The following is a 13,333-nucleotide window of genomic DNA, read 5'->3' as shown; positions in this document are numbered from 1 at the left end:
AGCCCGCGGGCACGGCGGAACCCATTATAAGGGTGCCCGCGGCGGCCGTCACGTCCCGCTTGCGGGGCACAATGGAGCCTATGACTGAAGCCGAAAACACCAAAGACACCAAACCCGCATTGCCGAAGGACGTTCGCGTGCGCTTCTGCCCGTCGCCCACCGGCACGCCGCACGTCGGCATGGTCCGCACCGCCCTGTTCAACTGGGCCGAGGCCCGCGCCACCGGCGGCAAGCTGATCTTCCGCATTGAGGATACGGACGCCGCGCGAGACAGCGAGGAGAGCTACAACCAGATCCTCGAGGCCCTGCGCTGGCTGGGCATCGACTGGGACGAAGGTATTGACGTGGGCGGCCCGCACGGCCCGTACCGTCAGTCCGAGCGCACTGAGATCTACAGGGATGTTGCCGCCAAGTTGCTGGCAGCCGGCTATGCGTACGAGTCCTTCTCCACCCCGGAGGAGATCAAGGAGCGCAATCTGGCCGCCGGCCGCCCGGCCGAGTTCGGTTACGACGGCTACGACCGCGACCTGACCGAGGAGCAGAAGGCCGCCTTCCGCGCCGAGGGTCGCAAGCCCGCGCTGCGCATCCGCATGCCCGACGAGGACATCGCCTTCGACGATCTCATCCGTGGCCGCATCGAGTTCAAGGCCGGTTCCGTGCCGGACTACGTGATCGTGCGCCCGAACGGCGACGCGCTGTACACGCTCACCAACCCGGTGGATGACGCGCTCATGGAGATCAACGTGGTGCTGCGCGGCGAGGACCTGTTGAGCTCCACCCCGCGCCAGATCGTGCTGTACCGCTACCTCGAGCAGCTGGGCATCGCCAAGACCACGCCGCTGTTCGGCCACATGCCGTATGTGATGGGCCAGGGCAACAAGAAGCTGTCCAAGCGCGATCCCGAGTCCAACCTGTTCAACCATCGTGACGCCGGCTTCATCCGCGAGGGCCTGCTCAACTATCTGGCCCTGCTCGGCTGGTCCATCGGCCCTGACCGCGACGTGTTCTCCATGGACGAGATGATCGCCAAGTTCGACGTGTGCGACGTGAAGGCCAATCCGGCTCGCTTCGATCTGGACAAGGCCGTCTCCATCAACGCCGAGCACATCCGCATGCTCGATCCGGCTGATTTCCTGCGCCGTTCCGTGCCGTATCTCAAGCGCGACGGCGTGGTGTCCGCGGACGAGTGGGATGCGCTGACTGATCGCGAGAGGACCGTGCTCACGGCCGCCGCGCCGCTCGTGCAGACGCGCGTGCGCCTGCTGGGCGAGGTGTCCGGCATGGTGGGCGCCCTGCTGAGCGAGGACGGGTACATCGAGCCGGACGAGGGCGCGCGCAAGACGCTAAAGGAATCCGCGCCCGAGGTGCTGGACAAGGCCATCGCGGTGCTGGAGGGCGTGGACGAGGCCGATTGGAAGACCGACGCCCTGCACGAGGCGCTGAACAAGGCGCTCGTGGAGGAGGGTGGCTACAAGCCGCGTCTGGCGTTCGGCCCGGTGCGCGTGGCCATGTCCGGCCGCCGCGTGTCCCCGCCGCTGTTCGAGTCCATGGAGATCGTGGGCAAGGCGATCACGGTGGCCCGTCTCAAGGGTCTGCGTGCTCATCTGTGAGCTCAAGGCCCGTCCGTGAGCCGATGACCGTGCGCGGACGGGCCCATATGCGGGCGATCGGCAGGTGATCGACGGGATTGCGAAATCGTTGCAATTCCGGGCGACACGCCGATGACTTGCATATGGACCGCCACCCGCGTATAGTCTTCATCTGTTGCGCGGCACGGAAACAAACCGCACAGCAGATAACTCAAGCCCCCATCGTCTAGCGGTCTAGGACTACGCCCTCTCACGGCGCCAACACCGGTTCAAATCCGGTTGGGGGTACGAAGACGCTACGGCTGATTTCAGCTGCAACGCCTTGCCAATTGGGGTGTGGTGTAATTGGCAACACAGCTGATTCTGGTTCAGCCATTCTTGGTTCGAGTCCAGGCACCCCAGCCAATGATCCTCGCAGGTATTCCTGCGGGGATTTTTTGTTTTCCGACCCGGATGCGCTTCCGGGATCGGCGGCGCCGAGTGTTGTCCACTGCCGCTGCGGTCGGCGTCGTCCCCAGCGCGGTGCGGTAGTGTGGTCCTATGATTGCCCAGTCGATTGCCCAGTCCACCCGCGCGCGCATCCGCCCGCATGACCCGCGCAACGGAGACGACTACCCGGTCTCCGTGTCCGCGCGGCTCGGACGCCTGCAATTCCACTCCTCCGGCAAATTCCGCGTGCTCCAGCTCGCGGACCTTCAGGACGGTCCCGCCGTCGCCAAGGACACCGTCCGGCTCATCGAAGCGGCCTTGGACGCCTCCCGTCCCGATCTGGTGATCTTCACCGGCGATCAGATCGCCGGATACGATCCCGCCTACGCCAAGACCTTCCGCAAACGCCGTTGGGATACCACGTGGGACGGCGTCGCCGCTGCGGGCCGATCGGTGGGTGCGATGGTCGGCAACGCCCTGCAGAGCATCACCGCCGCGCCGGAATTGCCGCAGGTGGACGAATCCGCCGCCCGTCGCCGCGATCTGGAGCACACGCGTGCCTTGGTGCGGCAGAGCATCGCCGCGTTCGTCAAGCCGATGGTGGACCGCGGTATCCCGTTCGCCGTCACGTACGGCATCCACGATTTCCAGTGCGGACTGAGCAACGCGGAGCTGGATGCGATCTACCGCGAGTTTCCCGGCTGCCTCAACCCCGAATCCACGGCAGCCGACCCTTCGGTGCCCCGCCGTCAGCCCGGCTCCGGACTGCCCGACCAGCCGATCTACGCCTGCGAGCCTGGCACGTTCGCCCTGCCGGTGCGGGGCATGGACGGCGACCGTGCGGTGCTGGGGCTGGCGTTGGTGGATTCCGGCGATTATGCGCGCGAAGGCGGCTATGGAACGCCCTCCGATGCGGCGCTCGGGTTCCTGCGGCGGGTTCCGGCGCTGGTCGGCGCGCGGACGCTGGTGTTCCAGCACACGCCGCTGCCGCAGTTCTACCGGCTGCTCCGGCCGGTTCCCGCCACCACGGCCCGCGCGATTCAGGGGTATCGCACGTTCGACCAGCAGTGCTACGTGCTGGATGAGTCGAAGACCCTTCCCGGCAGCTATCTGGGGGAGGGCGTGAGCTGCCCGGACCGGGATTGCGGGGAGTTCGATGCGCTCAAGGCCGGCGACTACGTGGGGCTGTTCGCCGGACAGGACCACCGCAACGGGTTCGTGGGCACGGTGGACGGCCTGCTGCTGGGCGTGACGCCCACCTGCGGGTTCCATGCGTACGGTCCGGCCCCGGCGAGGCGTGCCGTGCGTCTCATCGAATTCGACATCCGCCATCCGTACGAGCCGCGCACGCAGCTGCTCGAATTCGGCACCCTGGTGGGCAAGCCGAGCGCGAACAAGGCGTATACGTTCGCGCTGAGCCACATGCCTACGTCCGCCGGGGATGCGGTGAATCTGCTGCGCCGGCCGGGCCTGCTCGCCACCGCTGCCGCTACCGTGGCGGGAGTGGTGGCCGCCGTGGGGGCGTTGCGTCCCAAGCGGCGGTAGCGCCCGGTTGCTCCCGGTTGCTGCGCTGCGATCGTACCCGTTGCCGCGGCGTGGCGAGTGTGGGAGAACTGACGGGATATTCCAGCGTTGCTTTCAAACAACATTCAGGAAACTTCCAGTACGGTTGCCTTTACTCTTAGTTAGCGGTTCGCGCAAGGGCGATGCCACGGGGTGGCGGCGCACGCGAACAGGAATGTAAGGAGCACAATCATGACTGACGATCAGCAGAAGCCATGGCAGGCGCAGAACGATCCGGCATCGAACAACGCCGGTGCGGGCGTCGGTGCCGAGGGACAGGCCTCCGCGGGGCAGGGTGCCGCGGGCGACGAGGCGCAGACGAGCCGGGGCGAGCAGCCCACCGAAACGATTCCGGCCCCGGCCTCCGCGGTCCGCGAGGACCAGCCGACCACCCAGCTGCCGGCCCCGGTGCCTACCTATCATGCCCAGCCGTCGAGCCAGCCTGCCCAGCCTCAGCAGCCCGGACAGCCCGAATACGGCCAGCGCATGCCGCAGGGCCCGTTCAATCCGTACCCGTTCGGCGCGCCCGAACCCTCGCAGAATGCCGATAGCGGCCAGCAGAACTCGAACGGCCAGCACTCCGGTTTTGCGGGCTTCAACCCGTTCGGTGCGCAGCGTCCGGCCCAGAATGCCGCCAACGGTGCGCAGCCTCAGCAGCCGGTGCCGCCGCAGCCCGGTCAGGTGCCGCCGCAGGGGCAGGGGCCGCAGGGACCGTTCCTGCCGGGTATGGCGGGCCAGCCCATGCCGCAGCCGGTCAGGGGCGGCAAGTCCACCGCAACGACCACCATCCTGACGGCCGTCATCGCGGCCCTCGTGTCCGCGGCCCTCATGCTGGGCCTCGGCTGGGGGCTCATCTCCGGCGGCGTGATCAGCGTGCCGTCGTCCTCGAACCTCAGCAGCGTCGGCTCCTCCACCGGCGGCTCCGGCTCCGCGACCGCCACCACCGGCGAGGCTCCCGACTGGAAGACCATCGCCGGCAACGTGTCCTCCTCCGTGGTGTCCATCACCACTACGCTGTCCAACGGCACCGGCAAGGGGTCCGGCGCAGTCATCGACACCGACGGCCACATCGTGACGAACAACCACGTGGTTGAGGGCGCGCAGAAGATCACCGTGACCATGTCCAACGGCAACCTGTACAGCGCACAGCTCGTCGGCACGGATGTCACCACCGATCTGGCCGTCATCAAGCTCGACAATCCGCTGAGCGACCTCAAGGCCGTGGAGTTCGCCGATTCCGACAAGCTCGCCGTGGGCGAGGACGTGATGGCCATCGGCAACCCGCTTGGCTACGAGAACACCGCCACCACGGGCATCGTCTCCGCGCTCAACCGCCCGGTCACCGTGACCGATGAGGAGACCAACGCGGACATCGTCACCAACGCCGTGCAGATCGACGCGGCCATCAACCCGGGCAACTCGGGTGGCCCGACCTTCAACGCGGCCGGCCAGGTGATCGGCATTAACTCGTCCATCGCCTCCACCGCCACCTCTAGCTCGTCCGCAGGCTCCATCGGCATCGGCTTCGCCATCCCCTCCAACCTCGTCAAGCGCGTGGCCAACGAAATTGTGTCCAACGGCAAGGTCCAGCACGCCGCGCTCGGCATCAAGGTGAAGACCGGCACCGCCACGGCGGACGGCGTGACCCGCGCCGGCGCCGCCATCGACACCGTCTCCAACGCCTCCGGCCCGGCCGCCAAGGCGGGTCTCAAGGCCGGTGACGTGATCGTGGGCTACAACGGCAACACGGTGTCCGACGTCTACTCGCTGCTCGGCTACGTGCGTGCCTCCGCGCTCGGCGAGACTGCCAAGCTCACGCTCGTGCGCGACGGCAAGACCATCGAGGTGAACGTGACGCTCGATCAGGAGGAAACCGCGGTGAACGGCTCCGGCAGCTCGAGCGGCAGCAGCTCGGGCAACGGCAACAGCCAGAACAACGGCAACGGCTACGGCTACGGCAACTCGGGCAACGGCTCCAACGGCAACGGCCAGAACAACTACGGCGACAACGGCGGCGTGACCGATCCGTTCAGCCAGCTGTTCGGCTTCGGCAACTGACGGACGTGATGCGCGCCCGCTGTCCGGTTCCGGTCGACGGATACGTTTCGACGGTCCGGCATTGAGTCCGCATATGGCCGCGAGGGGAGGTGGCTCCCCTCGCGGCCATACGCGTTTCGTGGGAGGGGTGTGAGGCCGGGTGCTCTTGACCGTTTGCTCGGCCGGGTGTGCGGTCGGGGCGGCGGCATCGCGAATGTGCGGTTGTGTTGCCTAATGTTGTCTCCGTTTTCGTGCGAATACGCGCAATGTGAGACGTTTCACAAATGGCTGTCTGTCCTTGTCGTCGTTGATTGATACGTATTGATTTCACGGTGCGTTTCGGTTGATTTCAAGCCGTTCCCGTAAGGCGCACTTCGCTCGGCTTCTCTGGCCAGCCCATGCCGGACGGCGCGATCGTCTCTTCGCGATCGCGGCATGCGGGGCAAATCGCGGCAAAAACGGCTTTGCCCGCCGGCGCGCATTTCTAAATTGGTATTCGGCTTTCGCCCATGCCGGCAGATCGGCGCGGGCGTGACAGCCAATACGGATACTGGGCGCTGTGGCTGGGGCCAGCGCGTCAAAGGAGATGGGAACGCATGAGCGACGAGCGCGGTGAAAGGGACTTGACGGACCTGACCAAGCGATGGGTGTACACCCCGCGCACGATCAACGTCAAACGCGGCCTGATGTACGGCATGATGGACCTGATGGGCGGCGGCTGGAACAACATCGTCTCCGGCGTCATCTTCGCCTACCTCACGCTTGCGCAGGGATTCAACCCGGCGCTCGCCGGCACCATCGCCGCGGCCGGGCGCATCGTGGACTGCATATGGAACCTGGTGCTCGGGCAGATCACCGACGAGTTCTACCGCACCCGTCTGGGCAAGCTCTTCGGCCGCCGCCACTTCTTCATCCTCATCGGCGGCATCCTGTTCCTTGCGGTCTTCCCGCTGTTCTGGCTCAACGTGCAGGGCGCGGACGGCCAGCCGAACTTCTGGTACTACCTCGTGGTCTACGTGGCCATGGAAATGATCATCGCCATGATGCTCGTGCCGTGGGAGTGCCTGCCCACCGAAATGACCCGCGACTACCGCGAACGCACGGTGCTGTCCGGCTCGCGCATGGTCATCTCCGCCACCGGCACGGCCATGGTGTTCCTCATCCTCGCCGCGCTCAAGCAGGCCAACAACCCGAATGCCTACCTCATTGCCGGCATCGCCTGGACCGTGCTGTTCGTGGTGGCCATCTTCGTCACCTACCGCGGTACGTGGGAACGCCCGCTCACCCCGGAGTTCATTGCGGAACTCGACGCGGAAACCAGCCTGTCCACGCTCAAATTCCTCGAACTGTCGCTCAAGGGCTACGTGGACACCTTCCGCAACAAGGCGTTCCGCGTGCATCTGGGCGTCTACCTGCTGTCCTTTACCGGCAAGGATTTCTACTCCACCCTGCTGCCCACGTTCATCGTCTGCTGCGTGTACGGCAGCCAGGAAAGCTGGGCGTGGACCTTTCAGGCGCTGTCCATCGTGGGCATTCTGGTCACCATCGGCGCCGTCAGACTCATGATGACCCATGGCCCGCGCTTCCTGTTCCGCCTGTCCTACTGGCTGGTCATCGTCTCCATGGTCGCGTACGGCGTCACGTGGCTGCTCAGGCTCGACTCCCCGTTCGCCATCCTGCTGGTCGTCTCGCTCGTCTACCAGTGTGGCCGCGCGCTGCTGGAGTTCACGCCGTGGAACCTGTTCCCGTTCATGGCGGACGTGGACTACATCATGACCCACGCCGACCGCACGGGCCTGTACGCCTCCGTCATGACGTTCTTCCGCAAGTCCACCGGTGCCGTCGCCACGTGGGCAGCCGGTCTGCTGCTCGCGTTCACAGGCTACGATGCCAAGGCCATGAAGAACTACGCCACCACGCCCGACAGCGTGCGCATGGGCATCGGACTGGTCTTCCTGATCGGCACGCTCGTGTTCATCGTGGCGGCGCTGGTGCTGTCCCGCTCCGTGTACCTGAACCGCGAGACCCATCAGGTGCTCAAGAACGAGATCGAGCGTCTGGAGCGTGGCGGTTCCAAGGCGGACGTGACGCCCGAGGCGCGCAAGGTGTGCGAGGAGCTCACCGGTCACCCCTACGAGAGCCTGTGGCCCGTGAAGCCTGCGTTCTGACGCGTCAGCCGATACCCCCGGACCAAGCCCGCAACATGCCGATCGTGCATGTTGCGGGTTTGTTGCTATAGTGAGAGCGAATCTTTACGCCGTGTATCGAGGCGGGGATGCTGACCGTGTGAGGCACGTTCGTGTAGGGCGTGTAGATGCGGTCCGTAGATCTTGCAGCGATGGGTTTAACAAGGCGTGACAGGCAAATGAAGCCGGTCGCGCGTTGTACCATGCGGCCGCGAATGTCAGGCGGCTGGTACCCGGTGGTGTCGGTCGTGTTGCGCTCGCGGATGAACTGCGCGCGGACGGCCCGGATACCAGCGTAAGGAGTCCCGTCATGATACGGAGTCCCGAACATGTTCTTGCAACGTTCACTGCACGCGTAGGCGACGTCTGCCGTCTCGTGCCCCTGCTGCCCGTGGTGGTCGCCTCCGCAGTACCGCTCGCCCTGCTCTGGGATTGGCGGCCATGGGGTTCGGTCGCGCCGTGGGGCACATTTGGCCTGTGGGGGTCGTCGCCCAATCCGAGCGTGGGGCAGTGGGTGGCGATCGCACTGGTGGTGTACACCGTGGTGGACACGCTGCTCGGCATGATCGACGATCTGCGCCACGGTCAGGTGGGCATCGACCTGCTGGCGGTCCTCGCCATCCTGTCCACGCTGGCCGTGGGGGAGTACTGGGCGAGCTGGGCGGTCACGCTGATGATCGCGTCGGGCGAGGCCATCGAGTCCTATGCGCAAGGTAAGGCGGAAAGCAGTCTGACCGCGCTGCTTGAGGCCGCGCCGCGCACCGCCCACGTGGTGGCGCTGCCCGGCGTCGGATTCGCGGCGTCCGGGGCTGTGGCGGCAGACGAAGGCTTCCGGCAGGTCTCCCGCACTGCGGAGCATACCGCGGATTCCGCCGCCGCTGCTCCCGCTGGCTCGAGCTCTGCGCCGTCGTTCGGCAAGTCGAATGCGTCCGGCAGCGTGCCCTCCTATTTGCGTACCGTGCCCGTCGAACAGGTTCGGCCCGGTGATACGCTCGTCGTCCTGCCCGGCGAAACCGTGCCCGTCGACGGCACGCTGCTCAGTGGCTCCGCCACGCTCGACCTGTCGAACATCAACGGCGAACCCCTGCCCCGCGAAGTCTACGCCGGTGCGCGCGTGATGTCCGGTGCCGTTAACGGTTCCGCCGCGCTCACCATGCGCGCTGCTGCGCCGGCCGCGCAGTCCCAGTACCAGCGCATCCTGCAACTGGTCGCCGGTGCGCAGGCGTCACGCCCCGCCGTAGTGAAGACTGCCGACCGCCTGGCCGTGCCGTTCACCGTACTGTCGTTGATCATCGCGGGTCTGGCGTGGTGGATGTCCGGTGTGCCCACGCGGTTCGCGCAGGTGCTCGTGCTCGCCACCCCCTGCCCGCTGCTCATCGCCGCGCCCGTCGCCTACATGGCAGGCACCGGACGACTTGCCAAGGCCGGCGTGCTCATCAAATCGCAGACCGTGCTCGAGCGTCTGGGCCAAGTGACACATGTCTTTTTCGACAAGACCGGCACGCTCACCGTCAAGCAGCCGCAGGTGACGCGCGTGGAGATGCTGCCGGGCGTCGAAACCCCGCTCAACGAGGACCATGTGCTCATGATGGCCGGCGTGGTCGAGGGGTATTCCGTGCACATCCTGTCCCGCGGCATCGCGAAGGCCGGCGCTGAAGCCATGGCTCGTCTGCGCGGGCGTTTCGCCGCCGGCCAGCGCCGCTGCCCCGAACCGGAGGCAAGCTGGCCGGGGCACGGCCGCGACTATCCGGTGGTGCGCAACGTCCGCGAGGAATCCGGTCGCGGCGTGTGCGGCGAGGTGAATGGACACGTGGTTCGCGTGGGTCGCTTGGCTTTCGCCAATGCGCAGTCCGACGGATTCCAGCCGGTGTCGGGAGGAACCGGTGCCGCCGCCCGCGCCGCCACCGAGATTCGCGCGCGCTTCGGTCTGCTCCAGCCGGACGAAATGGCTTCCTACGTGTCCGTCGACGGTCGACTCGTCGCGCGCATCGTGCTGCGTGACGTGCCGCGCTCCGACGCCCGGTCCTCCATCGAGCGCCTGCGCCGGCTCGGCGTGAATGCGATCACCATGCTCACGGGAGACAAGCGTTCCTCCGCAGGCGTCATCGCCAAGGAGGTCGGCATCGAAGACGTGCGTGCCGAGCTGTTCCCGGAAGACAAGGTCGCCGCCGTGCATGGCGCAACCTCAGGCGAGGTCACCATGATGGTGGGCGACGGTGTGAACGACGCTCCGGTCCTGGCCTCCGCGGATCTCGGCGTGGCCATGACCGACGGCACGTCTACTGCCGCCTCCGAATCCGCGCAGATCGTGATCATGAACGACAGCATTGCCGCCGTGCCCCGGGCCATCTCCATCGCACGGCACACCAAACGCGTGATGCTGCAGGCCGTGCTGCTGGGGCTTTCCCTTGCTCTCGCGGGCATGGTCGCGGCCGCCTTCGACCTTATCCCGGTGGTGGTGGGTGCGTTCCTGCAAGAGGCCATCGATGTCGTGAGCATCCTGTGGGCCCTGACCGTGCTGCTCGGCCGGGACTGAGAGAGGCCTCTCAAGGGTCGTGGTCTCTGTGAGCGGCACGGCCTGCCGCTTTGCTGAGTGGGGCAAGGCCGAAGTTCGAGGCCTTGCCCCTTGAGATATACCGTCGAACGGCATTTGTCCGAGGATGATTCGTGCCATGCCGGACAGGTATCTGCGTTCGTGGGGTAGATTTTCGCTTATGCAGGCAGGCATCTGCGTTCGTGGGGGACACCAATGCCATTGCGTTGTTGCGGAAACATGCGATATCAACAGCGCAGCGGGCCTGTTCGTCAAGATATGCCGTGCGGAGTCCCCCACGAACGCAGATGCCTGTCCGCAAAGTCCGCAATCTACCCCACGAACGCAGATAGCTCGCGTTCCCTCGCTTCCCGCCCTCTTCCGCGATTCGCCCGCTTGCGATAGGCTGTTACGCGTGACTGAATCCGTAAATACTGAACTTCGCATCGCCGTCATCGGCGCCGGTCCGGCCGGCGTCTACTCCTCCGACATCTTCCTGCGCCAGCTGAGGAAGCTCGGCGAAGGCCTGGGTCTCGGCACCAAGGCCCGCATCGATCTGTTCGAAAAGCTGCCGGTGCCCTTCGGACTGGTCCGCTACGGCGTGGCTCCCGATCACCCGTCCATCAAGTTCATCGCCGACGCGCTCGAGAAAACGCTCGACAACCCGGACATCCACCTCTACTGCGACGTGGAGTTCGGCAAGGACGTGACCCTCGAGGACCTGCTCGCCCGCTACGATGCCGTGCTGTTCGCCACCGGCGCCGTGAAGGACAAGCCGCTGCGCATCCCCGGTGCGGATCTGGATGGCGTGTACGGCGCCGCCAAGTTCGTCGAATGGTACGACGGCTATCCCACTGGCGCGCGAGAATGGCCGCTCACCGCACAGAAGGTCGCCGTGATCGGCGGCGGCAACGTGGCCATGGACGTGGCCCGCGAGCTCATGCGCAACGCAGACGACCTCAAGGCCAAGACAGACATCCCGGACAACGTGTACGCCGGCATCCAGGCCAATCAGGCCAAGGAACTGCATCTGTTCATCCGCCGAGGCGTGGCCCAGGCCAAGTTCAGCGTGCAGGAGCTGCGCGAGATGGAGAAGCTGCCCGGCGTGCAGCTCATCATCAACGAGGACGACTTCGAGCTGGATGACGACACCGTCGAGGTGGCCCAGAAGGACAAGCTCACCCGCCAGATGGTGGAGGAGCTGTTCGCCATCCGCGACATGGCCGAGGATATGGAGGACGACGGCGACGTGGATTACGAAGGCAATCCCGCCGACCGCAAGTACTACGTGCACTTCAACTCCGCGCCCACCGAGATTCTGGGCAAGGACGGCAAGGTGACCGCGATCCGCGTGGAGCGTACGGAAACCGGCGCGGACGGCAAGATGCACCGCACCGGCGAGTTCACCGATTACCCGGTTGAGGCCGTGTACCATGCGATCGGCTACCAGCCTGCGGAGGCCCCCGGCATCGCCTACGATGCCAAGGGCGCGCACCTCGCCAACGCGAACGGCGACGGCCGCATCACCACCGAGGCTGACGGCGGCGAGATCCGCGAGCGTCTCTACGCCACGGGTTGGGCCAAGCGCGGCCCGGTGGGTCTGATCGGCTCCACCAAGTCTGACGCGCTCGCGATCGTGACCAACATGCTCGAGGACCTGGCCAAGGCCGCCGAGGGCGGGCGCGTGGCTCCCGACCGCGACCAGGAGTCCATCGACCGTCTGCTGGAAGGTCGCGGCATCAGGCCGATCGACTTCGCCGGCTGGAAGAAGGTGGACGCCTTCGAACGTGCCGAGGGCGCCAAAGAGGGCCGCGAGCACAAGAAGGTCATCGAACCGGAGCAGATGCGCGAACTCGCTCACGCGTAACGCGTAACGTGTAGCGTCTGCGCGACGTTTGGCGGAACTTGGGATGCCTTGGACGGCCCACGGGGAATCGTCCACGGCATCCTGAGGTAACGTCCAGAAAAATCACAGCGTAGTTCCCTAGTCTGTGGAGTATGAACGGGCAAACGGGACGATTGCATGTGCACGGCCACTTCAATGGGCTGAAGACCACACTGCTGTTTGGGCTGATGCGGGCCATTATCATGCTGATCTGGTGGGCCACAGGCGGTAACCGGGGTACGCTGGGAATCTACATTCTCATCGGCCTCGGCACCACGTTCGTGTCCTACTGGTTCTCCGACCGCATCGCCATCGCATCCATGGGCGCGCGCGAGGTTTCGGAGGCCCAGGCGCCCGCACTGTACCGCATCGTGCGCGAACTGTCTGCCCGTGCGGGCCGCCCCATGCCTCGCATCTACATCGCGCCCACTCTGAGCCCGAATGCTTTCGCCACCGGCCGCAACGAGAATCATGCCGCCGTGTGCTGCACGCAGGGCATTCTGCGCATCCTCAACGAACGCGAGCTGCGTGGCGTGCTGGGCCATGAGCTCATGCATGTCTACAACCGAGACATTCTCACCTCGGCGGTGGCGTCCGCCATGGCCACGGTGATCACCTACCTCGGCTATTCGCTCATGTATTTCGGCGGCGGGCGCAACGATCGCGAGAGCAACGGCGGCGGGCTGGGGCTGATCGGCGTGCTGGTCAGTGCCGTGCTGGCGCCGCTCGGAGCGTCGCTTATCCAGCTGGCCATCAGTCGTACCCGTGAGTTCGATGCCGACGAGGACGGCAGTCTGCTCACTGGAGATCCGATGGCGCTCGCCTCCGCACTCAACAAAATCGAAGCCGGCATCGGGGCCGAGCCGTTGCGTCAGAGCGCCGGTACGCAGTCCGCCGCGGCCATGATGATCGCCAATCCGTTCCGTGGCGAGGGTCTGAGCCGCCTGTTTTCCACGCACCCGCCGACCTCAGAGCGTATCTCCCGTCTCATGCAGATGAGTCAGGAGATGGCCGCCGCTCAGATTCCCTTCCAGCAGCAGTCCTATCAGCAGGTCTATCGCCAGCATTGATCTGATCGCTGCCGGGGCGTCACGGCCAGTCCTCCGGCGAT

6 protein-coding genes, 2 tRNA genes and 2 pseudogenes are annotated in these 13,333 nt (G+C 65.8%); all 10 read left to right on the top strand.

The annotated features are described in order from the left end of the window. Positions 1-80: 80 nt before the first annotated feature. The 10 genes and pseudogenes from gltX (at position 81) to htpX (ending at position 13,292) form a co-directional block, all read left to right on the top strand. On the top strand, positions 81-1,610 hold the full coding sequence (gene gltX / locus AC1AZA_RS08465; RefSeq protein WP_476514220.1) for a glutamate--tRNA ligase: 1,530 nt from the start codon (positions 81-83) through the stop codon (positions 1,608-1,610). A gap of 194 nt (positions 1,611-1,804) precedes the next feature. Beyond that, positions 1,805-1,877: transfer RNA gene (locus tag AC1AZA_RS08460), tRNA-Glu, on the top strand. Between the two features lie 42 nt (positions 1,878-1,919). Next, positions 1,920-1,994, top strand: a tRNA-Gln gene (locus tag AC1AZA_RS08455). Between the two features lie 135 nt (positions 1,995-2,129). Beyond that, positions 2,130-3,563, top strand: coding sequence for a metallophosphoesterase family protein (locus AC1AZA_RS08450; RefSeq protein ID WP_476514219.1), 1,434 nt, complete (start codon positions 2,130-2,132; stop codon positions 3,561-3,563). A gap of 210 nt (positions 3,564-3,773) precedes the next feature. Next, positions 3,774-5,639: a S1C family serine protease gene (locus AC1AZA_RS08445; RefSeq protein ID WP_476514218.1), complete on the top strand. Its 1,866-nt coding sequence runs from the start codon at positions 3,774-3,776 to the stop codon at positions 5,637-5,639. Positions 5,640-6,214: 575 nt separating this feature from the next. Continuing rightward, positions 6,215-7,786 (top strand): MFS transporter, encoded by a 1,572-nt coding sequence (locus tag AC1AZA_RS08440; protein WP_476514217.1) that lies wholly within the window; start codon positions 6,215-6,217, stop codon positions 7,784-7,786. A gap of 328 nt (positions 7,787-8,114) precedes the next feature. After that, positions 8,115-8,687, top strand: a pseudogene (locus tag AC1AZA_RS08435) (hypothetical protein); the annotation flags it as partial. Between the two features lie 69 nt (positions 8,688-8,756). Further along, positions 8,757-10,340, top strand: a pseudogene (locus AC1AZA_RS08430) (heavy metal translocating P-type ATPase); the annotation flags it as partial. A gap of 412 nt (positions 10,341-10,752) precedes the next feature. Continuing rightward, on the top strand, positions 10,753-12,204 hold the full coding sequence (locus AC1AZA_RS08425) for an FAD-dependent oxidoreductase (RefSeq protein WP_476514216.1): 1,452 nt from the start codon (positions 10,753-10,755) through the stop codon (positions 12,202-12,204). 131 nt (positions 12,205-12,335) lie between these two features. Beyond that, positions 12,336-13,292, top strand: coding sequence for a zinc metalloprotease HtpX (gene htpX, locus AC1AZA_RS08420; RefSeq protein ID WP_476514215.1), 957 nt, complete (start codon positions 12,336-12,338; stop codon positions 13,290-13,292). The last annotated feature ends 41 nt before the right edge of the window (positions 13,293-13,333 follow it).

This window comes from Bifidobacterium sp. LH_389, from assembly GCF_056357235.1.
This window is presented reverse-complemented; position numbering and strand designations above follow the sequence as displayed.